Annotated in this window: 20 protein-coding genes and 1 pseudogene; 15 read left to right on the top strand and 6 right to left on the bottom strand. The window is 52.3% G+C overall.

Going from position 1 to position 23,487, the window contains the following annotated elements; genetic code table 11:
* Positions 1–300: 300 nt before the first annotated feature.
* The 4 genes from C447_RS17515 to C447_RS16960 all read left to right on the top strand — a co-directional run bounded on the left by C447_RS17515 (position 301) and on the right by C447_RS16960 (position 3,885).
* Complete coding sequence (locus C447_RS17515; protein ID WP_152416111.1) at positions 301–864, top strand: hypothetical protein; 564 nt, start codon at positions 301–303, stop codon at positions 862–864.
* A gap of 365 nt (positions 865–1,229) precedes the next feature.
* A complete protein-coding gene (locus C447_RS17510; protein WP_152416110.1) occupies positions 1,230–1,736 on the top strand; it encodes a hypothetical protein in 507 nt (168 codons plus the stop codon).
* A gap of 218 nt (positions 1,737–1,954) precedes the next feature.
* Positions 1,955–3,217, top strand: a complete 1,263-nt coding sequence (locus C447_RS16965; protein WP_007689658.1) for an alkaline phosphatase family protein — start codon at positions 1,955–1,957, stop codon at positions 3,215–3,217.
* Between the two features lie 260 nt (positions 3,218–3,477).
* On the top strand, positions 3,478–3,885 hold the full coding sequence (locus C447_RS16960) for an NUDIX hydrolase (protein ID WP_160162917.1): 408 nt from the start codon (positions 3,478–3,480) through the stop codon (positions 3,883–3,885).
* A gap of 102 nt (positions 3,886–3,987) precedes the next feature.
* On the opposite strand, the gene C447_RS00230 is transcribed toward C447_RS16960, so the two are convergent.
* A complete protein-coding gene (locus C447_RS00230; RefSeq protein WP_007689653.1) occupies positions 3,988–5,202 on the bottom strand; it encodes an MFS transporter in 1,215 nt (404 codons plus the stop codon).
* Positions 5,203–5,395: 193 nt separating this feature from the next.
* Here C447_RS00230 and C447_RS00225 point away from each other — a divergent pair, with 193 nt between their 5' ends.
* Positions 5,396–6,298 (top strand): winged helix-turn-helix domain-containing protein, encoded by a 903-nt coding sequence (locus C447_RS00225; protein ID WP_237713383.1) that lies wholly within the window; start codon positions 5,396–5,398, stop codon positions 6,296–6,298.
* Positions 6,299–6,912: 614 nt separating this feature from the next.
* Positions 6,913–8,280, top strand: a complete 1,368-nt coding sequence (locus C447_RS00220) for a serine hydrolase (protein ID WP_079255035.1) — start codon at positions 6,913–6,915, stop codon at positions 8,278–8,280.
* Between the two features lie 370 nt (positions 8,281–8,650).
* Here C447_RS00220 and C447_RS18905 read toward each other — a convergent pair.
* Positions 8,651–8,854 (bottom strand): annotated as a pseudogene (locus tag C447_RS18905) (hypothetical protein); the annotation flags it as partial.
* 230 nt (positions 8,855–9,084) lie between these two features.
* On the opposite strand from C447_RS18905, the gene C447_RS00215 reads away from it, so the two are divergent.
* The gene (locus C447_RS00215) at positions 9,085–10,161 is read left to right on the top strand and encodes an RNA ligase family protein (protein WP_007689648.1); all 1,077 of its coding nucleotides are present in this window, start codon (positions 9,085–9,087) and stop codon (positions 10,159–10,161) included.
* Positions 10,162–10,247: 86 nt separating this feature from the next.
* Here the strand turns inward: C447_RS00215 and C447_RS00210 are convergent, their stop codons facing one another.
* Positions 10,248–10,655 (bottom strand): MarR family transcriptional regulator, encoded by a 408-nt coding sequence (locus C447_RS00210; protein WP_007689646.1) that lies wholly within the window; start codon positions 10,653–10,655, stop codon positions 10,248–10,250.
* 128 nt (positions 10,656–10,783) lie between these two features.
* Here C447_RS00210 and C447_RS00205 point away from each other — a divergent pair, with 128 nt between their 5' ends.
* Positions 10,784–11,332 (top strand): hypothetical protein, encoded by a 549-nt coding sequence (locus tag C447_RS00205; RefSeq protein WP_007689644.1) that lies wholly within the window; start codon positions 10,784–10,786, stop codon positions 11,330–11,332.
* 106 nt (positions 11,333–11,438) lie between these two features.
* Positions 11,439–11,639: a hypothetical protein gene (locus C447_RS18385; RefSeq protein WP_193361371.1), complete on the top strand. Its 201-nt coding sequence runs from the start codon at positions 11,439–11,441 to the stop codon at positions 11,637–11,639.
* Between the two features lie 316 nt (positions 11,640–11,955).
* Here C447_RS18385 and C447_RS00195 read toward each other — a convergent pair whose 3' ends face one another.
* Positions 11,956–12,228, bottom strand: a complete 273-nt coding sequence (locus C447_RS00195) for a DUF7692 domain-containing protein (RefSeq protein ID WP_007689639.1) — start codon at positions 12,226–12,228, stop codon at positions 11,956–11,958.
* Between the two features lie 985 nt (positions 12,229–13,213).
* On the opposite strand from C447_RS00195, the gene C447_RS00190 reads away from it, so the two are divergent.
* From C447_RS00190 to C447_RS00170, 5 genes are all read left to right on the top strand, one after another.
* Positions 13,214–13,972: a TrmB family transcriptional regulator gene (locus tag C447_RS00190; RefSeq protein ID WP_049904263.1), complete on the top strand. Its 759-nt coding sequence runs from the start codon at positions 13,214–13,216 to the stop codon at positions 13,970–13,972.
* A gap of 827 nt (positions 13,973–14,799) precedes the next feature.
* On the top strand, positions 14,800–15,480 hold the full coding sequence (locus C447_RS00185) for a helix-turn-helix domain-containing protein (protein ID WP_007689630.1): 681 nt from the start codon (positions 14,800–14,802) through the stop codon (positions 15,478–15,480).
* A gap of 249 nt (positions 15,481–15,729) precedes the next feature.
* The gene (locus C447_RS00180; protein ID WP_007689628.1) at positions 15,730–16,542 is read left to right on the top strand and encodes a TrmB family transcriptional regulator; all 813 of its coding nucleotides are present in this window, start codon (positions 15,730–15,732) and stop codon (positions 16,540–16,542) included.
* Positions 16,543–17,607: 1,065 nt separating this feature from the next.
* Complete coding sequence (locus C447_RS16950; protein WP_080505363.1) at positions 17,608–18,681, top strand: nucleoid-associated protein; 1,074 nt, start codon at positions 17,608–17,610, stop codon at positions 18,679–18,681.
* A 2-nt stretch (positions 18,682–18,683) separates the two neighbouring features.
* Positions 18,684–20,435 carry a hypothetical protein gene (locus C447_RS00170; protein WP_152416109.1) on the top strand — a complete coding sequence of 584 codons (1,752 nt, stop codon included), beginning with the start codon at positions 18,684–18,686 and terminating at the stop codon, positions 20,433–20,435.
* Positions 20,436–20,568: 133 nt separating this feature from the next.
* Here the strand turns inward: C447_RS00170 and C447_RS00165 are convergent, their stop codons facing one another.
* Complete coding sequence (locus C447_RS00165; protein ID WP_237713481.1) at positions 20,569–21,342, bottom strand: recombinase family protein; 774 nt, start codon at positions 21,340–21,342, stop codon at positions 20,569–20,571.
* Between the two features lie 92 nt (positions 21,343–21,434).
* Complete coding sequence (locus C447_RS00160; RefSeq protein ID WP_044956331.1) at positions 21,435–22,667, bottom strand: hypothetical protein; 1,233 nt, start codon at positions 22,665–22,667, stop codon at positions 21,435–21,437.
* Between the two features lie 246 nt (positions 22,668–22,913).
* On the opposite strand from C447_RS00160, the gene C447_RS18455 reads away from it, so the two are divergent.
* Positions 22,914–23,372 carry a hypothetical protein gene (locus C447_RS18455; protein ID WP_394295094.1) on the top strand — a complete coding sequence of 153 codons (459 nt, stop codon included), beginning with the start codon at positions 22,914–22,916 and terminating at the stop codon, positions 23,370–23,372.
* Positions 23,373–23,487: the final 115 nt, after the last annotated feature.

Below are 23,487 nucleotides of genomic sequence, written 5' to 3'. Positions count from 1 at the left end.
CTACTAGTAAGACTTAGCCACGAACCCGTACTCCATTGTCCGTTATCATAGGATGTATTCACATCATGCAGACGTGTGTTCGAATTGGTGATAAGTTTTCTGCGCAAACCAATTTGACAATACTAAGCAATTACTACCACAACGAATCACACAATCCACAGAAACAGCAGGCATCGTAGTCAGGGGACAACTACGACATTCGCTCTATCAGTTATTGTGGGTGCAATTCTCTCGCTCAGTGTGGACCCCTTTTACTCTGTCCCATGAACGCTTTTGACAATTTGATTCTTGGTCACAAATATGGGAATCATCGACAGCACCGCCAACTTTGCTACCGAGGTTCTCGAAAAGGGTGCCGAGGATCCAATCCACTTTCCCTTGGGGATCGTCCTCATCCCGCTCGCAGGGTTGAGCTTCTTTCTCTGGGTTACACCAATAGCATTCCAAGCCATAGTACTCGGGGGAACCCATCCATATGCTCTATTTGCTTTTGCTGTTCTGCTTGTTCTTGACCTGGTGGTTCTAACTCTCGTCGTGGTTTTCTTCGTACTCAGTATTCGAGTCTATGATTGGCGGATGTCCTTTCGCCAAGCCCATTTGCCTCTCTATCGTGCCGCCCAAGTCTGGCGTATACTGGTGAGCATATTCACTCTCAGTACAGTTTGGAACGCTCTCAGCTCCGGCATGAGTGAAATACCCACAACCAGCATTGGAACGGTCCCTATCTGGGTATTTGTACCCATGATGCTTAGTCTTGGAGCGTTGGTTTCGATAAGCGTCAGCACTTTTTCACACGTATTGCTATCAGTCGCTAGAATTTTGACGAGTCGAAGCGGTCGTAGAGATACAGGTAGTACTGAATAACGCCCCGTACTACCGACTACTGCTATTCGGTCGATACCTGAGCTTCGCTCTCGCTGTCTATCATCGTGAGCGAGCGCCCCCGTCGAACGTGCAGCAGCCCGCCGATCGCGACCACTATTCCCTGTATCGTCGCGACCCCCGCGCTCGCAGCCAGTCCAGGTGCTATCAGATATGCGGCTCCCACCAGCACCACATACGCCCCAGCCGACCCGCCTGTCACGTAGCCGCCGGTCTTCGTTAACGTCTTGTCACTCTACTATTCGTACCGGTTTGGTTTGCGGCAGCAGTCGTCGAATAGCAACGACACATAGCCTCCGTCTATCAAACACACAGACATATAATATTCCTCGAACCACACTCCTCTCGTGAGCGAACCCGAGGATTCTGTGAGTGACCGAAGAGGGTGGTTACTCGCGACCTCCTCATTTGTCGCCGCCCTGCTGATAATCATATCCAGTGCGCTCCCGTTTTTACTACCGACTGGATGGTGGCCAACTCTGGACCTCTCGCCCTCGCTTTCGGGGCTAAATTTCGGACTGCTTCCAGCTATCTTTCTCCTTATCGCCTATCCAGTATTCATCTCTCGGACGACATACCGCTACCCAGTCACGATAGACGATGTTATCGATCAGTTAGCATTTGTTTTCTTCCTCTGCCCAGGAGCAATGTTTGCTGAGGTAGCTATAGTTTATCTCGTCACCTACGGATGGTCGGTAATTCGCCCGGCTTCTGAAGCAGGATGGTCGCTCAGTGGTGTAGGGTGGAGTTTCGTCGTATTATTCCCAGCTACGGCAATGGCTGTTCTCCTGGGTCTGCCGCTGATAATCATCGCAGTATATATCGGGACGAGATTCGCTGACTGGTTGCCATAGTAAAACTGGCTGCATTATTCGTGCATCCGCAATGTCGCTTGGTGCGTCACCGATGTTTCCATGCAGTTCACCTCCTCGGTTTCAATAAAGCTCTACTATCGTTGTTTAGAGACCGCATATCCGGCTAATAGAGATGACCTCACTGGAATACATTCATTACCCTCACGGCTCCAGCGTTCGTCCCCATTGTTTAGTTACTCGACTTCTGAGTAACTACTATGCTTCACGAATCTGTGGCTGAGGACCTTCGCAAGGACGAACTTGCACCCGGGTTTGTCAGGCCGGCTTGGGAGGACTACTGTTTTGCTAACATTCCAGATACTGTGTTATCGCTCTTCGGCGAGGAGGCTGACAGATCTCTTCCGGAAACCGTTTTTGAGAACGTAGCGACCGACATTGAGCACGTCGTGCTTGCGTTCGTCGATGGATTCGGTTGGAACCATTTTCAGCGTGCTCGAGACGAGCACTCATTCCTGACAAAATTGGCAAAGCACGCTACGGTTACACCGCTAACAGCAGGATACCCGAGTGCGACAGCGGCGGCGATCTCAACAATTCACACAGGCCAGCAGCCAGTTGAACACGGTATCTTGGGGTGGAATACACATGTCGAATCATTAGGTGGCACCGTCCAGGCACTCCTATTTGCAAACCGTGACCGTACAGCTCTTTCAGAGGTTCGCGAGAATACCGATGCTACAGCGCTAATCGATGAACGAACTATCTACGAGCGTCTTGACGCTGAGTCGCTGCTCGTTCTACCCAAAGGCATCGGGGGAAACCCGTACGACGCACAGGTCAATGGGGGAGCTCAAATACGAAACTATGAGGATACCGTACAGGCAGCTTACCAGGTTCGTGAGCACTTAGAACACGCTAAAGAACCAACCTACTGTTACTGCTATCTTCCGAATGTGGACTCAATTTCACATAAAGAAGGCGTTTCTCACGACCAGACTGACGCTCAACTCGGAAGTATCTGCTATGCACTTGAGCGTGAGGTTGTTGAGAAGCTTGATCCGACAGTGGCAGAACGAACATTATTGCTTCTAGTGGCTGATCACGGTCAGATAGACACAGTTCCCAAGGAGCGCATCAGCAAGAGAACACTTGACGTCGATGCGCATCTGAAGACAGATGGATCGAGTGAACCAATTCCAATTCAAGGGGGTCCACGTAATCTTCAGTTTCACGTCCGAGAGGGACACCAAGGTCTGCTCCGTACGAAACTTGAGAAAGAGCTAGCAATGCTTGATCCGCTCGTTTTCGGTCGCGAGCAAATTATTGACATGGGGTTGTTTGGAGATCGAGAACCGAGCAAGTATTTTAATCAGCGGTGTCCGGATTTACTCGTTATCCCTCGCAGAGGATACGTGGAGAGCGATAATTCTCTCTCAAAAATTGGGATGCATAGTGGGCTTCACCCGGATGAAATGCTGGTACCGTTTGCTGCCGCACGGGTCGATAGCCTTCGTACTTGAGAATAAACCCCGAAGCTCTCTCTAGCTCCAAGTACCTCTGTCGATAGCCCAGTGGTTGCTGACAGGGGGTTCAAGAAGAGCCATCCATAGGATATGCTAAAGACGGCTCCGAGTGAGCGCTAAATATGACTGAGCGCCCTGCAACCTATTGCCCGGACTGTGGTACTGTACTCGCTCAGAGGTCTTTCGAAGGGAGAGAACGACAGTACTGTCCTGATTGTGAGCGATTCATCTGGCAAAACGCCAAGCCATGCGTTGGTGTGGTCGTTCGAGACAGGAACAAGGCGCTCCTCATCAAGCGAGCAATTCCCCCGGATGTTGGTGCATGGGCATCACCTGGGGGCGCTCTCGAGCCAGACGAGCCACCTGCATTAGGAGCTGCTCGTGAGCTGCGTGAAGAAACCAACTTAGAGGTCGATCCGGCTGCTCTCACCTTACTTGATACGAGGCATAGCTCGCTAAATGAGAAATACGTCCTTTCGATCGGGTACGTCGTCGATTACTCACATACTGACGGCGATGTTGCTGCTGCTTCTGAAGTGAGCGATGCTCGCTTCTTCACGCTTCCAGAGGCTCAGGAGATTCGAGATCAGATGCGAGATTATACGCGTGTCGTGAATTCCTTCGAACACTGGAAAAAAGGGAATCAGACCGTGGTGCTTGGTTGAAATCGCTGGCGAGTCACAGTGGTTTGTGGAAACAGTCGCTCGAATCAGTGGAGAGCAGATTCCGGTCGCCTGTTATGTGTGCAGCGATGCTTGCGCTGGTTTCTAATCGGTGGATTCGCTCACCTTACCCCTGATATCACTAACCGGTGTTTCCCAGAGAACGACGATGGTCCCTCCGAGCAGAAACACCCCGCCGAGGGCAGCGACCGCGGCGATCGGTGTCGTCGCGTCCGCAACCACTCCGCTCAATGGCTTCATCGGGAGCCGTACCAGCGCATACGCCATTGAGGCAGCGCTTAAGATGGTCGCTCGTCCGACTGATTCCGCGTGTCGATTAATATAATTGGTAGCTATCGGACGTACTACTACGTTTGCGGATTTCATCACGAAGAACAGTGGGAACGCTGCAAGCGGTGCCAGCAGTGGAACGATGAAAAACACACCCACCAGCGTCGGTACCAACAGGATAGCCCACTGCGTTGAGAGCAGCTTCTCGATGTCGCCGGCAAAGTAACTCGCAATCGCGGCTGTGACAGTAAATCCCGCGTAGAGCGGTCCCAAACCCGTCGGAGAGAGAAAGAGTGCTTGCGTTGCGATCGGCTGGATGAACTCGTCAGCAGCACTGATAATTCCGAAGAACAACGCCATATACACCACGAACGACCGGAGTGGCGGCTGGGTTAATCGACGGCGGAGCACTGGAAGTGCATCGAGAACGGTGAATCGGTCATCCTCTGTCTCGTTCTCACCTGCTTTCGGCAGCGAAAGCAAAACCGGAATCGAACTTGCGACGAGTAGTCCACCGGCAAGGAATGGAAGTCGTGGATTGAGGCTATACAATCCCCCGGCAACGAGAGTTGTTCCGGCAGTCATCCACTGATTGACCGACCCGCCACGTCCTCGGATACGAGTGTACTGGGATTCGTCCGAGCGATCTTCGAGCGCCTCGTACAACCATGCATCATCGCTTCCGGACTGAAACGCCGATCCAAGCCCCCAAAACACCCAGAGAACCGCGAACGCAAGGAACGTTTTGACGACGGTGAACCCAATCAGCGATACAGAAAGCAATCCTGACCCGACGAGTATACTGTTTCGTCGGCCAATCCGATCGCCGATATATCCGCTTGGAATCTCACCAATGACGATGATCCCAGCTGAGAGACTGTTCAGCAAACCGATCTGCGTGTAGCTGAGTCCACGGTCGAGAAGGAAGATCGTAAACACCGGCCAAAAGAACCCGAACGTGACCGTCGCTCGATAAGCATAGTACTTGAGAACAAATAGCGGCGGTCGCTGCCACTTACCGGTCAGCATCGCTGCTCACTGTTGTTCCACCACGCTTTGAGCTCTGGTGCCCGCATACCGTTTTGTGAGTGTGTACTGTCGAAAAGTGTTAGCTACCATGAGTTTTAGTAGATGCATTGTCACCTCTCGGTTGCCGAGCCATTCACGAAAATGATGAACGACTGATACCGGAATTCATGTCTGACTAGTATAACCCTGTATCATGGACGATGGCGACGACGCGTCAGCTCCAGCGGATCTCCTACCGGCGGATGCATTCGCGCTTCTCGGAAACGAACATCGCGTGAGGATTCTTCAAGCGTTGCTCGACATCCTGCGGACTGAGAAAGAGTACCCGGCGTCGTTTTCAGCACTCCAGGCGGAAGCGGGTGCAGACGTCAGTTCGCAGTTCAGCTATCACTTGGACGAGCTCACCGGCCATTTCCTCAAGCATACTAACGAAGGGTACGCCTTCCGCTACGCTGGTTGGAAGGTCGCAACCGCGATCCTCGCGGGGATATACAACCAGCGTGATGAGTTCGCTGCAACCTCGATAGCAGGGACCTGCCCGCGATGCGAAACGGATGCTCTTGAAGCGACGTATCAGGACGAGTGGATGGAAATCGATTGCAGGGCTTGTGAAACCCGACTGACGCGCTATCCATTTCCACCGGGTGGGCTTGCCGGGCGATCGCCATCCGAATTCCTCCACACCTTCGACCAGCATGTCCGGACACACATGAGGCTCGCACGAGAGGGTGTTTGCCCGGCCTGTTTCGGTCCGATGAAGCCGTTCGTCGAACGAAACGACTCCGATACGACCGCCAGCCGGGATGCAGGCTATAAGTGTACCCGATGTGGAAATCGACTGTATCCGAGCATTGGTATGCTTCTTCTCAATGAAAAGCCAGTACGAGAATTCCTCCGGAATCGGGAATTACCGGTTGATGTCGCACCGTTTTGGGAAATCGGCTTTTGCGTTGATGACCGTTGTACAGTCGTAACCTGCAAAGACCCATGGCGATGCGAAGTACAGGTTGCCGCCGATAGCGATACGCTTATTCTGGAGTTGAACGAGCATTTGAAGGTGATCTCAACAAGTATACTGGACAATAGCGCCATATAGCTCAAGATCGGCTATGCTGATTCGCTACACCGGTTCTCGGAATATAGTATATGTTTGTAGCTCGAAAGTATTGGAAATGGTCGTGTCATCAAAGCAGGTGTTACCCTGCGAGCGATATGTCGAGCTGCGATAGCTGCAGAAGTATGTGAGTTCTTTTCAAAAAGTGGCATTGATCCCAAACGGAGTCATCGAGCTGTTAGATTGGGACATTTCTGAAGTATACGCGGATCCACCGTACTTCACAAATAGAGAATTTGAGCGGTCTGCTCAAACCAGCGAGGGTGATACAGAAAAGCGCGAAGTGAGTATTAACAAGGAAGGTCATCGTCCACGTTTGCAAACATCGGGGTAGGCCAAAGACCCAGCATACACACTTTCGGTCGCTTGTGCCTTGAACAGTCATGTCCCAATGTAACAGCAGCATACCAAATCCGCCTGCTTATCGAACCTATGGGGCCGCCATCGTAGATCACGACCTCTCGTTTGGCGACCCGAAGTGGCATATGTTTCACCTTCGTGCAGTCTATCGAGCGCTCAATCGGCCACAGGAGGAGTGGTGGAGACTCAGTCGGTGGTCTGATAAGGATACGCAATGACTAACAAACAATAGAAAAATGACTCATCGGTGCCATGGGACTGCAGATTCCAAAGTTGAGGCGATTGATTCTTTTTTAGAAGAATGGCTCGATCGTGAGGACATACCAGGGGTCAGCGTCTCAATTTCGGATGAATCCACCATGCTGTACGAGTCTGGTATCGGGTTTCGTGACCTCGATTTGGAGGAGCCAGTAACACCAGACACGCTGTTCGGAGTCGCTTCCCTCACGAAACCATTCACAGCCGCAGCGGTTTTGCAGCTCGTCGATCGAACTGACCTTTCTCTTGATGCCGATGCCAGCGAATACGTGCCGCTCCTGAACGAAGTTCCGGGAGAACCCATTTCCATCCATGAACTCCTCTCACATTCGTCCGGACTTCCCCGGGACTTTGTCACCCATTTCGACAGCCTTGATGATGGTCAGCAGCTCGGTCGAATAGAGCATATTGAGGGAGCGCTGGACCAACGGTTGACCGACCGATCCCGCTATATGTATTCTAACAGTGGATACTTCCTTCTGGCAGAAGTCATCGAGACGATCACCGAGCGTTCGTACACTGAGTATATCGAAGAGGAGGTATTCGCGCCGCTCGATATGGAGCGCTCGGTATTCGACCCAGAAGTACTCGAAACGGATTGCGACGCGATGACTGGCTATCTCAGAACAGCCGACGGCTTGTCCTCCAAATCACTCGAACCGGGAGCCGGAGCAGCCGGCGGGCTGATTAGTTCTGTCACTGAACTCGGCTCGCTACTACAGTGTATTCTCAATGATGGTGTATTGAGAGGAAACCGAATCCTCTCGAAGGATCTAATTGAGAAGATGTGTCGTCTTCAGTCTCCAGCCTTGCCGACTGTCGATGGCACTCAGCGTGGGTACGGCTACGGTTGGGAAATAGACGATTTTCTGGATGAGACGCTTGTTGCTCACCGAGGCGGAATCGGTATCTCTGGAGGATATATGTGCGTCTCACGAGAGCATGGTCATGGAGTTGCACTGGCGTTAAATACGGGTGGACAGCCAGTAGCCCCGATCGGAAAGGGTGTATTGTCGATTATCTGTGGCGAGGATCCGATGAGTGCTGTGCCCACCCTAAAGATATTCGAGGCGATCGATGAGATAAGCGGTACTTACACTGCCTACCGTAATGCGGTGATGGCAACGGTCGAAAAAGCACCAGCCAGCACGATTCTAGTGAATTTGGAGAACCTCAATATCCAGTTCACAATGGAGCCTGAGGACATCACAGGAGAACGATACCGATTCTCCCGAGCAACAGGTAGTGGTGTCAAGTGGCTTGCTGAGTTCGATGTTTCTAATTCGCCTTCAGATCTTATACTGTCGATGGGAAAATGGACTTATCGAATGAGCAATACCGATTAAATCGCTTGGCGGACAACTCTTCAACCGCTCCCTGGGGACTATTACAAGACACAAATCATCTATGATACTGGACAATCTCCGCTCACTTTCATGGCTCTCTCGGAGCTGTGGGAGGGAGAAGAAGGACACAACCCATCTCATACCCCTCAGTAGCCACATGATTACTGACACCCCATCAGTGACCCCGTGTAGTTTATCAGAATGAGAAGATGCCAGCAAGAACCTAGAGAGGTGTACTTCTGATTGGAGAGCAAAGGACGAGTAACGGTTGTAGCAGCAAGCATATGTGCCGGGTGGAGAACGAAATCAGCCAGGAACGAGTTTCCTCGACCGATAACCGTCTTCCTTCTAAGTAGGGACGGAAGTCGGACTAATCCACCGGACTGACTGTTTCGCCATCTTGGCGTATTCGGTCAAACTTGTCAAGATACGCGATCCTGTCTCGGACCACATCGATGTCTAATTCAAGATCGGTGGCCAGTTCGTCGACGGCTATTGGTTCGGCGAGTACCTGGAGAACTTCGAGTCCACGGTAGTATCGGTTCGTCAGCTCTTGGATGGAGTCCTCAACCGGTGGTGAACTAATTGAGGATACAAGGTATCTCGCAGAGACTCTAGAGGATTCCCATCTGGATCCATGCAGTGGCCATGGGGGAAGAGTTCGGTTTCATCAGCGTGTGGAAGAACTAATAAGACCGTTCATACTGTATCGTACCCAGCTTTCGATATGGACATGCTCTCGATCGAGCGTGAGGGTGGGTAGTCGATCGTCCCGACCGAGAACCACGATGGCATAACTGAACTATGAAGGTGTATCCGAAAATCCCGCGCTACGACCATCCGGTTGTCCCAGCGGAGTTGTTCGACGTCGAAGATCTGACCCTCGTCGAGAAGTTCGACGGGAGCGCGTTCCGGTTCACGCTGTATGATGAACGATACGCGGAGTGGTATCCGGACCAAGTTGCCAGTGCAGCCGATGGCGATGGAGGTCTCGTCTTCGGGACGCGGAAGGCCATCCGAGGCAATCATCGCGACTCGTTGGATGAGATCGACGGTGCGCTGCATCGTGCGGTTCGCTGCCTCCGCGAGGGCGTCGATATCGCTACTCTCCGAACGCTTCACGACGAGTACGAGGGGCCGCTGATCGTGTACGCCGAGAATCTCGTGTATTCGACGCTCGATTACGGATACACTGATCGCGACCTGCCTGCGCTAGTTGGCTTTGACGTCCTCCCGTATGTGGCAGTCGAGACGATGACGTCACCGGGGAATCCCTACGAGGAAACCTTCGAGGGCTTTCTCGACACCGAGACTGCGTGGGAGATATTCGAGCGCATCCGCGTCGATACTGCCCCGACCGCCTCGTCGTTCGTTCCGGCAACGATTCTCGAGCACCTCGACGATGGGTTCGATCCGGAGACGTACACGTTTCCGGCATCGTCGCTGGCTGAGGAGATGCAGGTCGAAGGTGTCGTGGTGCGAAGCGACGCCTCGGCGCGTCGCGCGAAACTGGTCCGCGAGGAGTTCAGGGAGTTGAACCGCGAACAGTTCGGACAGCAACCCGAGGATGCGGAGTCGGGGGCCGAATACGTGGTTGCGACGTACTGCACGCCGGCGCGGATCCGGAAACAGGTTCGGACGATGGTCGTCGAGGAAGGACGTGAGTTCGGCCTGCATCTGAACGACGACCTCTACCCCCGCGTGGTTGAGGATATTTGGGCCGAAGACTGGCCGGAACTGATGGAACTCGATGTTTCATTCACACCTGCTGACGTGTATCCGTTGGTCGCTAAGCGCTGTATCACCGAGCTCCGGAAAATGCAGACGAACGCCGAACTGAACGACACCGATCCCACCGAGATCTGGCAGCATCTCTCGTGATGGCCTCAGATCCCGATGTGTCCACGTGACAGAAGAGACGAAAATCGACTGCACATCGCGCCGCGAGTCGGTCTCTGCAGCTCCCGTCAGTGGGGGCGCGGCGCGTTCTCGTACTTGATCATCTTCTTGGACTTGTCGGAAATCGTCTCGTAGATGCGTTGAAGGGTTTCCTCGGCCTCCAGTAGGTTGTGTTCGTCGAGGAACTCTCGGCCCGCGTCGCTCACGCCGTAGAACTTCCAGGGATAGCCCTGCCGACGTTTGTCGTCCGAAAGCGCAGCCTCCTTGACGATGCCAGCGTCGATCAGTTTCTGGATGTGCTTGTAGACAGTGGCGTCGCTAATGCTTGGGTTCAACTGCTCGAGTTCGTACATCGACGGCAGCTGGTCGGGGTGCTGGAGGATGTTGTTGAGCAGCGTAAATCGCGTCTGTTGAGTTACGAAGTGGACGAGCTCACGCGCCTCCGTGTCTTCAGCAGTCCCCACGTCGGTACTCATACGAACATCTACGCCCCGGCACGGGAAGTAGTTTACTCTTGAGTGAATCACTCCAAAGTAAACTACAAAACGATTCACCCAGTAGTTTATGTAGTAAACCATATTCCTCCACGTGGAGTAGGTGTGATATGTCCGACGAGGAGTCGCCGGTTCCCGACGAAATTCTCACGAGCGCCAAAGAGCAGATCGACCAAGAGGAACTCTCGCTGGCGGACAACGAGGAGATTCTACACGCGCTGAGTGAACTCACGCCGATCTACGAAAACGATCGGTCGTACTTCGTCCTCGGGAACTACGACCGGGAGCCGATCCGACGACTGAATCTGGTGGTAGACCGCCTCAACCGCCGTCAGGATGCCTACGCATTCCGGATGGTGGACATCCGCGGAGAGTGGGACAATAGCATTCAGAAGTTCTGCCTGATCGCCGACCTCGTCACGTATCTCGTCGGTGTCGCCGAGAAGGACCCCAGTGACTTCCTCGTCGAACAAGGCCTGCTCGTTGGGACGGTCGAGTACTTCGCGAAGAGTCACGTCCTCAAACGGGTCTACGAAGACGAAGAGCACCCGTTTGGCTGGATGCAGGATGGGGTCTTCGATTTGTTTGAGAACGAGGGTCGGCTCTATCGATGGCAAACTGAAGAAATACTTGTCGACATCATCGAGGAACTTCCGTAGAGTCTGGTCGGTAATCGGCCTCGGGTTTAAGATCGTCGTACATCCGGTCAAGGATATCTAGCGCCGATTCGAAGGTCGCGTAGTGCTCGCGTTGGGTCTGTGCGCCGTGATCGCGGAGGAATACTTCGACGCGGTCGGCGAGGTCGGTGGCCTGCTCTCGATCAATGTGGACGATCAGGGTCGAGCGGTCGCGGTCGCTGTTGTCGATGACGAGCGAGAGTTCGTTGAAGCCGTCAGAGTGACGGTATGCCTCGAACTCGCCAGCGACGGCATCGGCGAGATCGTTGAGAGTTCGATCAGATGGTGAGTGATTCACGATTTACCCGGAGACTGCTCTCGGCACGGTATTACAGCCGTCGGCTGACACAGGATCGACGATAGTTGAGGGGACGGTCTTCTGGTATGCCTGCTCAGCAGATCAAGTTCGAGGGTTCTGAACTAGGAGTCAGCAAGGAGTTCCTTTTAGACATCGCAATTCATGATCTTCGGAAGGAAATAGATTTCTAGCTATGTGCCGGCCGGCAACGGCAAATTCCTGATGGAGGTTGCTATTCGTTTGCTTTACTCGCTGAGAGATCCCTTCTTGAGCTGATGTGCAAAACTTCGATCTTGGCTCAGATCAATCACTCATCCGCTCGCGCCCGCCGGCTTGGATTCACATCGAGGTTGGCCTCTATTCGATAGGTCAAATCCACTGTGGGAGTTGAGAGAACCTCCGCAAGCTCTTCGGTCATGTCGGAGTGGTGGAGAGCCTGATCGAGATTCTCCAGCATTCTCAGCGTGAATTCGGTCGAGAAGTCGAAGGCCCCTGATTTGGTCCCTTCTTCAGTAGCTTGCATGATCTGGCGCAATTGATCGACTCGATACTCGTGCTTCCCATCAGTTTTGATTCGCATTTATATCCAACCGTGAATTCATTGCATATCGCCTCGCTTAGAAGCACTGATTTAAGCAACTGACTGCTGTTTGTTTATATTGACGTTCGAGTCTCTATTCAGAATTACATGCAGAAGCTGATTCGACTGAAGTTCCTTGCACATCGGTCAGTCGGTTCGGTGTGCAACGAGCGAGAAGCGACTCTCTCGACGTACAACCCGATGCAGTCGCGTGAGAGATGCCTTCGATGGGCTCGAAGTAAGCTTCTATCGGCGACATTACAGCGCCGCACGGTCACGCTTATCCTGCCAGCTCTGCAGCGATTTCAGCCGCCGAGAGGCCATTAGCGCTACAGAAGTGTCTTTGTAGGCAGCTAGCCTTAATACCTGAGTCTTTTATTTGAACATTTCTGATAGTTTTTTGATGAAGTCGCCAGCAGCGCTTGGTGGGTGATGCCATGCAGCGAAATGACCGGACCGGATCAGCGGAGCCTGTTCGAACCTGCGAAAGATGCAAGAGACGGATGGGTGATTCTTATATTGGAGATACCATCTGTTACCACTGTCTTAGCCAGAATTAGTGGGTCTAAGTGATACCGAATATCGATCATCATTTTCAGCTGTTCATTGTTCGCCTTCGGTATTTGATTGCGTTCACTCACATTCTCACAACACACCTATAGTGACCGAGATACTACTCTAGTCGTCGGCCCGAAGAGACGACCAACAAAAGGATCGAATGCACATGGCAGACAGTTCAACAAACCCAATACGCGAGGGAACCGCTTCTGCAACCACATGTCCACTTTGCCGGGGACAACTTACCGAGAGTCCGTATGCACGCCACAATATCGTTCTTCAGGACGAAAGTGACGTGGCGAGAAACCGTCGCATTGAGAGTGGTCTCTGTCATTCGTGTTGGGAGGCACTGTTCTCTACTCTCGTTGCTGAACGACGATGAGACAGCTTGCTCCCCTTCAAATGAATCTTATATCAGAGATTTTTGATGACTGATTCAGTCGATCCACGTGAGAGAGCTGTCGCGAAGCTCGAACAGCTCGGTCTCTCTGAATACGAAGCGGACACGTTCGTCGCTCTCATTCAACTTGGAAGGGGGACCGCCAAAGACGTCGCCGATATCGGTCACGTCCCCCGAACGCGTGTCTACGACGCCGTCGAAACCTTGCACGACCGCGGCCTCGTCGATGTTCAGCACGCGACACCACAGACGTTCACGACGGTTTCCCACGAGACCGCCCTTCGAACCCTGAGTTTGGACTATGAGAACCTCCTCACTCGCTTCGAACGCGCATTAGAGGAGCTCGAACCTGCTCAGCCACAACGCGAAGGACTCGGCGTCTGGACCACCACTGGTCCCGAGGCAATTACGAGTCGTATGTTGGAGTTCATCGACGAAACCGAGGACGAACTCGTCTACATGACTGTCGACGAGTTGCTCACCGACACCCACCTCGACCATCTCGAGCGCGCTGCCGAGAGAGGGGTCGACATTCATCTTGCAGGGATCTCAGAGGCGGTCCAAGAGCGAATTCGTGAGCGCATACCTGGTCTAACGGTGTTCGAGACGCTCTGGGACTGGGAAAAGGTCTCTGCAGGGAGTGTCCTCCTCACCGACGAGCAGACGGCGCTCGTCAGCGTGTTGCTTCCCGAATCGGGGACTAGCAATGGCACCGAAGAGACTGCTATCTGGGGGTCAGGCGAGCACAACAGCCTCGTGGTGGTCCTCCGTGCCATTTTCACATAGCGCTTCGAGGATCTCTCTCACGGAACCAACAGACCCTCCGGAAACGGTGATGGGGTCCTATGGTCTGTACGACCCTACTTTTGCGATTTGCGAGCCTTCTACTGATTTTGAGCAGTAAGAACACTACACGACGTACAACTCGCTCAGTCACTACGCGTAATTCACGACTCGTAGAACTCGTAGTGTTTGTGCGTTTTATGACCTCTTACCGGTTGGAACGCCACTAGAAAACTCCCCGTGGTGGGAAACCCACGTGATAGGGCGTCATAGATAGTTGGCGTGGGTTTCGGATATGGGTTAAGAGACTCACTACGGCTGGCTCTGAATAGCGACAATACTGGTTGCTTCTTAGACACCGCTCCTCGGGTTGCTGAGAAGGTGTGTGAAGAATTCTATGACACTCTCCACATGAGGCTAATAGCCGAGATAGTCATTCAGTGTTGGGAACCCTTCAGGGAGATGTGCCCGTGCGCGAGAAACCAATCCGGACTCGTGGGAGAAAATCTACTTATCTGAAATATTCAATTAGCAAAAAATAATTGAATATTGGATTGTTTCAATTATTAATATTTTCCACAACTTCATTAAATAAAAAAGAATCGCTACACAGCTCGTGTTTCATTCAGTTCTGGAAGAGGGTGACAATTCCACACATACATGATGTCTGGAGAGTCGATAATGGGTACACCAAGGCAGGCGAGTCAGGTGGTTGGAATGAAGTACGCACCCCAGTGGACGCAGATCTCCACACCGAATCCGGAGACTCGGTCGTCCGAACAATTCGACCGCTTACGAGCGGAGAGAGCGATATCCGAGGAGGTGACCGTATGAGTTTGGTTGCGACCTATCAAATCGGCTCTCCAGTCTATGATTCGGTTTTTGAGGAAATACCCGACCTCCGGTTCGAGGTCGAGCAAGTACTCGCGTGTAGTCCCGAGACCCTTTCGGTGACGTGCTGGGTCGAAACATCCCACCCAGCGGCGTTCGAAACCCACCTCGAACAGTGGGAAAGCGGTGAAACAACCCAGTATACTGACTGGGAGGACGATCGAGCACTCTACCAACTGTGGGTGCCCATCGCGAAGACCACCTACTGGGATTGGACGTCGCTCGGGGGCGTGCTCCTTGATGCGACCGTCACGCCTCGAGGCGCAACCATCCGGATGGAGTTCCCGGACCACGAGTCCCTCAGTACATATCGAAAGTGCTGTCTCGACCAAGATATCGATTTCTCGCTCAGCAGCCTCACCGAGGCTCACTCCGACTCCAAGTTGAACCCCCAACTTCTCACCTCCTCCCAACGCAGACTCGTCGCCTCAGCCATCGAACACGGCTATTTCGAGATCCCGCGTGGAATCAGTATGGTCGAACTCGCTGCGGCGCACGATATCTCCGACCAGGCAGCCTCCGAACGCCTTCGCCGTGGTCTCTCGAACCTCCTCAAGAATGGGAGATTCGATACGATGTGGGCCCCGCAGGAGGAGGAGAACACTCTGCGGGCGAGGTAAGTGGCATCCGGTCAGTACGGTGGTTGGAAGTACTGACCGAATACCAGTCGTCCTTTATCCCTCACCGACTAAATACTTTTGTGAGGATCTGGGTGACACAGACATTTTCCCGGTAGTGAAGTCCCAAATCAGAGCCTGAGGTCCGAAAGAGCGGGTTGTTCCGCTCCTTATTCCCTGTCTAAGTAGGGTAGTACCACAGGGTGAGACATATACGTTTGCAAAGCGAATGAATCAGTCGGTGGTTGGATCATGGTAAGCGCAACTGAAGAGGAGGTGATCGACCTGCTTCAGGATCTCGGCCTGAAGGAGTACGAAGCGAAGTGTTTTGCGGCATTGACGAGGCTTTCCTCTGGGACCGCAAAGGAGATCAGCGACACTGCGGAGGTCCCCCGGACCCGAGTTTATGACGCCGTCCGAGTACTCGAGTCCAGTGGACTAGTCGAAATTCAACATGGCAACCCACAGTACTTCCGAGCGATCGGGGTTAACGAGGCGGTCGTCATCCTCGGGGATCGCTATTCGTCCCGTATCGACGAACTCGACCAGGCGCTCCACGGCCTCGAGAGCCAACAACAGAGTTCTGAACAGGAGCCACACGAGGTCTGGTCGCTCGCGACCACCGCCTCGATCACAACCCGTGCTCAGAAGATGATTCGCAGGGGGAGTGAGGAGATCTTTCTGATCATTGGGTCGGACATGATGCTTACCGACGACCTCTACGAGAGCCTCCAAGAGGCAGTCGCCGCTGGGGCCGACGTTCTCATCGGGGCATTGGAGCGTGAAACACGCAACGAAATTCGAGACCACATTCCAGAAGCCGAAGTATTCGAAACGGGTCTCGAGTGGCTCAGAAGTCCCGAAGAAAGCCCCGATGAGGCGTCGATCGGTGTTCTGGTGATGACCGACCGAAGCGAACTCCTCGTGAGTTCACGAACGCCGAGTGAAGGAAATGGGCCGAGCGAACGAGCGATATACGGTCGTGGGTTCTCGAACGGACTAGTAGTGATCGCCCGACGACTGCTCTCGTACGGTCTGCAGGATATTCAGGACCCCGCTAAATAGGACGCTCTGTGTGTCATCGAGAAGGATTGGGTCCCGAAACAATACGATACTACTGAGGGCGGGCCAGGAGGGTATTGCAGGTGATGCCACGCAACGGATCCCCCCAACCCTATTTACTGGTATAGACTACAACCAAGATGAGTCTTGAGCCAGAGAGGTAATGTATGTCAAGACGGGACTGGCATCAAAGTATAGCTTCTATTGTATCGGCAGACAGTCATTCTGAAACGAGAGGGACGAAGCAGTTGGAACTGGTCGATTGGCCCCTCCCGTTTGAGCACGGTATAATGGCTACTTGTCCTCCGTGAGACCGTGCCCACTCCCCTTCCGAATGCCATAGTGATAGTCACGGGGCCTGATTCGCCATGTAGCTGGAGAGGAGGAGGATAGTGCTCGAGTCTCGTGAGCACTGTGACGAGGTGAATACGGACAGTAATGGAAGATCCCGTCTTGGATCGGAAAATCTGAGAGTGAGATGTCGTCTTCAATTTCACATCAGGAAAGGAGTACCTTTTCGACAGTAGGATAACCGACATAAGCATCATAATTACTCATTGGAACGGGCTGTTCGGGGCTGAGGAGTGCCTTCGGGTCACCATCACGCGCGACCTCGCCGACCGGTTCGTCTTGGATGCTGGGTTCAGTGTCAACGAACTACGAAACCCGATACTTGGGTAGACGATATCGATGACGATATCATGCCGGTCGCATAGGGCGAGTCGAAGAACTACAGTCAAACAAGAAACGCCGCGATGTGACCACTGGGGCCACGATGGCCGCTGGAGCGAGTGCGGATGCAGCAACCTGTGCTGGGCTAGGTGCAGCGGGTGCCGGTGCGGCTATCGGTACCTATGGTGGTGTCTAAGAAGTCACCACTATTCTTTGACAAATTTTCCACCTGATATTCCTACTCTTGTTGCCGCTTAGTTTCGAAGGTTATCCCATCGCCGATATCTCCGGTGCTTCAGCAAGTCGGTCACAAGACAATGCGATCAACACAAAAGAATAAATGTGTTGTAACCCACAAACTTACCACCTCCACCCCACGCCGTACAAGGGCAACCCATGGTTATCAATATCAACGCAATTAGTTTCTCGCCTGTAGCGCACGACATCGAATCCGGAGATGATGATGACTGGGTTGTTAGTACACGGACTGCCGATGTTGATGATCGGGTGATAGGGATATTTGTAGGATATTTAAGTCGGGTTATCAACAAAGAAGATACTGGAAAAGTAACTGTAGGACATTTTTCCAATAGTAGTGGTGACGAGGATGTGAGAGATGAAACACAAGAACGTCTGAATAGACTTCGGGAATTAGAACTAGATGATGAAGATAGTTCCAATTATAGGGAGTTTGAGGAAGTAGCTGATTCCCTAAAGAATCGACTCATATCCCATATGGACGGTCGAACTTCCAGAGGCTACCTTTTCATAATCCAAGCAATCAATAATGACGAGCCATTCATCGGCATTCTTAAACTTGATGTCGTGCAAAGTGAAGAAAGGCCGATTTTAGACCGAGATACCAGACGATTAGAATATGAGGAGATTGAGGACGCATTCCCTCCTACAGAAGAGCTTCAAAAAGGTTGTACATATCCTATATTCGATCCTATCGATCAGGACAATGTATTCAACTTGGATGGCGACGTGAAGTTTCTTCAAGAGGACGCCGACTCGGATTACTTTGAGGAATTCATGGGGTGCGTCACGAGCAGTGGAAGTCGAGAGCAGAGTCAGACAATTCTAGAAGGGTTATCTGGCATAAAACAGGATCGGTCAGACTCTGTACTTAATCCTGGAGAGGTACAAGAAGCTAGGACAACTATCCAAGGCTCAGACGGAATAGCAGATGGCGAAATCGTCCATGATGCGGCGGAACAAGCACTTGGAGAAGAATATAACGAGGAAGAAGTTGACGCTATGCTGCATGAAGAGGGTGAGAGCGAAGTTCAGATCGACCCTAATAACACCACAAAGTATGTTGTGTATAATCTTGATGGTATAGAAGTCAAGGTGAAAATGTCGGATGTGAGTGAGGACAGAGTAACCGTACAGGAGCCTGAGTACGAAAACGGTGAATATATTATTACTGTTAGAGGGGATTCTCTTGATCAAGATTTCCGAGGATGAGTTTGGGAAATTCAACACCCAATTTAGACGCTGAGCTTTCAGACTTCTTAGAAAGATGGAGAGAGTCAGCAACAGAGAGGAATCGTGAGTATTCACTGAACCCGGAGCAAATTAACGAAGAGCAAATACCAGAGCTGATTGAGAATGTTGAAAGGCTCTCAGAGTCGTTCAGTCCCGGCTCCTTCGGGATAGATATTGATGGTGGTGAAGACCAGTACAATGTAGATTGGGATGTGAGTCTGGATATTATACAGTCTGATCTTGTCTCTGGCAGTGAATATAATATCAGCGACTTATACGATGATGATCAGGTCGAAGATGCCATTCGTAGCATTTCAAATGACCGTCTTCGGAGTGTAGATGATCTAATTGATGTGTTACAGTTACTAATTCCTCGAGAAGACATAGACCTCAGCGTTGATTTCGGCATCGAGAAGCGAGGAATTGTGGAAAAGCTAGAAGAAGAGTATGGTTTCGAAGATACGAGTGTGTATTTCTATTTCTCGTTCAACTTTTTTGAGGAAGACCTTTCTAACGTGTCACCTGAGAATTTCAAAAGAGAGTATCTTAGCGAAGAAGATCGTCTTGTCTTCGTGATATACGATTTCGATTCAATAGCCTATAACGGAGATTTCGCCATTACAGGATTGAGCTCAATAGACCAAATCTCAGAGTGGCCAAGAAGCCGCCGCGCTGCTTGGAAGAATCTCATGGATTCTGTGGCGAGACAATCACTTATTGAAAACATCTCAGACGTATACCTTCCACCATCTTTCTTCAAATTCGACCCACAATCCACAGGTGAAGAGGCCGAACAGATTGAGACCCTATTCAAGCGTCATGCTGTTCTATTTTCGATGCTATCGATTACCAGTAGTGCACAACAGGACGGGACCATGTGGGGATTACAGATTAGTGGAAAGCAGCTTATTGAAGGTGGTATCCAAGTTTTTTCTGAGGAGGTCGCTGTTCGTAATGCCGATGGTTCAGATGAAACGTTCCGGATTGAGCAGCTTGATATTGAGAATTTCCGCTCCTTGTTTGAATGGACGTACATAGAAGGCAGTGAGCCAGAGACTCGCATGCCAATTGTGAGAAACGTCGCTACGCTGTTCGCTCAAAATCTGTCAGATGTCGTCGCAAATATAAGCGAGATTCATGGATCGACCAAATCGAACTACCAATACTATGTCGAACAAACGACAGATGACTTCTTTGAGTTTCGCCAGGAATTGATCGACAGTGTATTCGAAACCAACAGCAGATTCTCTGATCTTCGATCGCAGCTAATTGACGGGTTGTCACGCGATATGTTTAGAACTATTGCCTTTGTGATTGCGCTTGGAGCCACAATATACTACAGACTTCCAGCTAGCGTTGATTCAACTACAGCTTTCACATTCCTTCTGTCGCTGGTCTCTGTCTATGGTTTAGTGGTCTTGCGCCGGGTCAGAGGAATTCATGAGCAATTAGATCGACTCGTTAATGATAGGATGTCTTCGGTGGATTTTTATAGCAAATTCTTTGACGAATCGGAGCGGGAAGACCTACAACTAGAAAGAGGTGTGGAGGGTTCGCCACTCCAGAGGTTTTTTGACTTTTTAGGATGGACTCGTGGTGAATTTGCATTTGAGTACACCCTTGCATATGACCTGTTCATATATTACCTACTGGTGGCAGCGATACTGGTCGGAACGGCATTGGGTTTGATTGACCTACATATATGCAACCTGGTAGACTGGTTTCCAACATGACTGAGAATCAGATCGACGGAGGGGTACACAAACTCGTTGCTCACACTCACATCACCTCTCCAAACTTGTATAATCGTTTCTCACGGTCGCATTTGCTCCAACAGAGCTCTTGAGCAAGTGATTGAGGGAACCATCAGTTGAACCTCCTTTTTGATTCGTTTGGTGCCAAGTCCGAGAAGGCCCGAAATTCGGCGAGAGCACGATTGAGACGCTCGTCAGTAGCTACACCATCGAGATAGATAGCGCGACGTTGTTCGTCTCTGAACAGTCCAACGAGCGTACTCCGTGGGATCCCCGACCTTTCAGCGACGACCAATTTCCGTTCACCGTGCTTGAGACGGAGAAGCGCCTCGCGAGTTTTGAGAAATTCCTCGATATCAACGTGGAGAACACCATTCTCGTCGGTCACGAAGCCTCGCGGTGGCCGGCCGGTCCACCTCCCAGCCTGCTGGGCGGCTCGGATCCCTGATTGGATACGGAGAAGGTCCTGTTCGTGCTCGATCTTCGCGAGGTCGCCCATGATGCTGGCGATCATGGTGTAGATGGTTCGCTGGATGGGTGAGTCCTCGACGTGAATCGAGAGGCCGAGGTCGAGCGACTCAACGACTGTCCCTCGTTCCATGCAACGTTGGATAAATCGATGAATTTCGCCAGCACCGAGCCTCGAGAGTCGTGAGATCTCGTGAACCACGACGAGGTCGTAGTCATCGTTTTTGATAGCCTCGTTGAGTTCGCGGTACTGTTCACCACCGTGTTTGGCGACGCCTGAGATGATGTCCGTGTACGTCTCGATACTCGTGATCTCTGGGAACTTCGAAACGATGTGCTCACGGCACTCGTTGAGTTGACGTTGAGGGTGCTGCTCGGGGGTACTGACACGGGCGTAGATAGCGGCTGACTGCACCACTAATGTCTCGGCAGTGGGCGAGTAAACGACGTGGAATCAATGGTGTGGCTCTCGTCAACAATGGCTATTTTACTTTGTTGCAATTCCCCCACTCATAGGCTTACAGCGTGCTCCAATTGCCACTCATTGCTCAGTGCCTGCTCTCCGTTGTCCGTTCCACCACTGGTGAGAAGACCGACGTGATACAATTGGGCCTTGAACTGGAAGTAGGCACCTGACTTGTAGATCGCTGGATTATCGAGTTGCGTTTCGTCGAGGTCACCGTCCGGGGTGAGTGCGTTCTCGCGCTCGCCAGTTGTGATGAACACCTCGATAGCAAGCGGCTTGTTCAGCTCACAGGCGCGAGTGACGAGCTCTGAGAGCGTTACGGCTCGTGAGTTTCCTGCATGGGTCTGTTCGAGTACGTCTACGATGAGCTGAGTTGGTTCGTACTGCATTGCAATAGATCGTGCAAGCTGCGCCCAGCGCGGTGCCAGTTCAGTGAAGCGGGTTCGCTTGCCAGTCCATTCACTGAACCGTGTGAGCGCCGCTGAGACACTGCCAGACTGTTGATGAGCGAACCGAACTACCTCCGCACCGAGGTGGGTCAAGTATTCGCCGTCACTTCGAGGGTCGACAAGATTCAACAAAATCGCGCCGCGTCGGCCGCTAGCCACGTCTCGAATGACGTTTTCGGCGTAGATATCAGCGGTGTCGCCTCCGGCAGCGAGAGCGAGGGCATACCCAAGGAAGTTCTTCGGATGATTCACCGGAAAACTCCCTGCAGTTAGCTGGTGGGTACTCGCTTGGAATCGGAGCGCCTCGATACCGGTGGAGAACTCACCGGCTCCAGCTACACGGGCTGGTTCGACGATCCCCACGCTCTCGTCAGTGCGAACACCGAGGACGCCAATGTTGAGTTCGCGGGCTAGTGAGCGTGCTGTTTGGGTGACGCTTTCCATCGGCGCAGCAACATAGCCGAGGTTAGCCTCCGGGAGATGGGAGTGGGCCTGTTCGATCCCTCGAGAGATATCCGCTTTTTCGGGTGCGGTATTGTGGCCTTTCGCTTCGACAGCCACGACTGGATCGCTCGCTGAACGAGCATTGAGTACGCCATCAGGGGGTAACCCCACGCCAAGCAGGTCGGGTTCGCCTGAGGAAAGTCTGATAGCGTTGAACGGCATGAGGCGGTCTCGTACCGATGCTGGGACTGGCCAATTACCCCACAAATCTACTGTGAACTGTGTGTCGACGACGGCATACCGACGCGGTCGGTTCTCAATTTCAGGATAGAGCGCATCCTTCGCCGCTGCAAGCACGACTGGTTCGGGGAGCGAGGCGGCCATCGTTTTATTAGTGCAGTAGTTGCGGTATAGTCGTTCGGTGGCGTTGAGAAGTTACAGTATTCGCGATCGGTTCTCCGGTGGAGAAGACAGTGACTCTCATTTCTGTCCCGTATGTGTCGTGTGCCAGCGATAGTTCATCTGATGTACTGAGGCCCGTCTTATCCATAGAGCAACCTGCGTCACCCAGAGAGCTATCCCCTGATAGGGGCCATTATCGTGATACCATGCGACGCGAATTTCGGGTTGGTGATCGATACCACGACACTGGAAGCTACCGCAGGTCCGAAGACCAGTTCTTGCGGTGGATTCGCGGTCCACTCGACAGTGGTATCAAGAACACGTGGGATTCGCTACCTCACTGCGGACCGTTCGGACGTGCCTGCGGCTCTCGTCCTCGTCTCGAACGACAGCGGGATCTCCCAACAGGACGACCCCTTGGAGGATACGCTTGCCATCAACACTGGCCATATTAGCTACTGGGGAGACGCAAAAGCTTCGAACCCGTACGACGAGTTCATACAGAATCGGAAAATCAAATCCGCCTTCGAGAGCGCTACGGCCGGCCAGCGTGAGGAGGTTCCGCCCATCCTCGTGTTCCGCAAGCCCGAATCGGGCGTGGTTGAGTTCTGTGGCCTCTGCGTTCCCAACCACCTCGAAGTTCGGTCATACTATACAGCGAGCGGGACACAGGTCCCGAACTACTAGTTTCACCTGTCGATCCTCAACACCAGCGTTGTCCCGGTTGCGTGGCTTCACGAGCGAGCCCAACAGAACGACGATAGTGGAGCACCGGACGTTTGGCAAGCTTGGTCCGAACGGG

Origin of the sequence: Halococcus hamelinensis 100A6, assembly GCF_000336675.1 — an archaeon.
In the GTDB taxonomy this organism is placed as follows: domain Archaea; phylum Halobacteriota; class Halobacteria; order Halobacteriales; family Halococcaceae; genus Halococcus; species Halococcus hamelinensis.
This window is presented reverse-complemented; position numbering and strand designations above follow the sequence as displayed.

Coding starts and splice junctions, on each gene's coding strand:
- C447_RS16965 (WP_007689658.1), top strand. CDS start 1,955: ATGCTTCACGAATCTGTGGCTGAGGACCTTCGCAAGGACGAACTTGCA.
- C447_RS16950 (WP_080505363.1), top strand. CDS start 17,608: ATGGTTATCAATATCAACGCAATTAGTTTCTCGCCTGTAGCGCACGAC.
- C447_RS00195 (WP_007689639.1), bottom strand. CDS start 12,228: ATGCGAATCAAAACTGATGGGAAGCACGAGTATCGAGTCGATCAATTG.
- C447_RS00215 (WP_007689648.1), top strand. CDS start 9,085: ATGAAGGTGTATCCGAAAATCCCGCGCTACGACCATCCGGTTGTCCCA.
- C447_RS00210 (WP_007689646.1), bottom strand. CDS start 10,655: ATGAGTACCGACGTGGGGACTGCTGAAGACACGGAGGCGCGTGAGCTC.
- C447_RS00220 (WP_079255035.1), top strand. CDS start 6,913: ATGACTCATCGGTGCCATGGGACTGCAGATTCCAAAGTTGAGGCGATT.
- C447_RS00225 (WP_237713383.1), top strand. CDS start 5,396: ATGGACGATGGCGACGACGCGTCAGCTCCAGCGGATCTCCTACCGGCG.
- C447_RS00205 (WP_007689644.1), top strand. CDS start 10,784: ATGTCCGACGAGGAGTCGCCGGTTCCCGACGAAATTCTCACGAGCGCC.
- C447_RS00185 (WP_007689630.1), top strand. CDS start 14,800: ATGAGTTTGGTTGCGACCTATCAAATCGGCTCTCCAGTCTATGATTCG.
- C447_RS00180 (WP_007689628.1), top strand. CDS start 15,730: ATGGTAAGCGCAACTGAAGAGGAGGTGATCGACCTGCTTCAGGATCTC.
- C447_RS17515 (WP_152416111.1), top strand. CDS start 301: ATGGGAATCATCGACAGCACCGCCAACTTTGCTACCGAGGTTCTCGAA.
- C447_RS00160 (WP_044956331.1), bottom strand. CDS start 22,667: ATGGCCGCCTCGCTCCCCGAACCAGTCGTGCTTGCAGCGGCGAAGGAT.
- C447_RS00190 (WP_049904263.1), top strand. CDS start 13,214: ATGACTGATTCAGTCGATCCACGTGAGAGAGCTGTCGCGAAGCTCGAA.
- C447_RS00230 (WP_007689653.1), bottom strand. CDS start 5,202: ATGCTGACCGGTAAGTGGCAGCGACCGCCGCTATTTGTTCTCAAGTAC.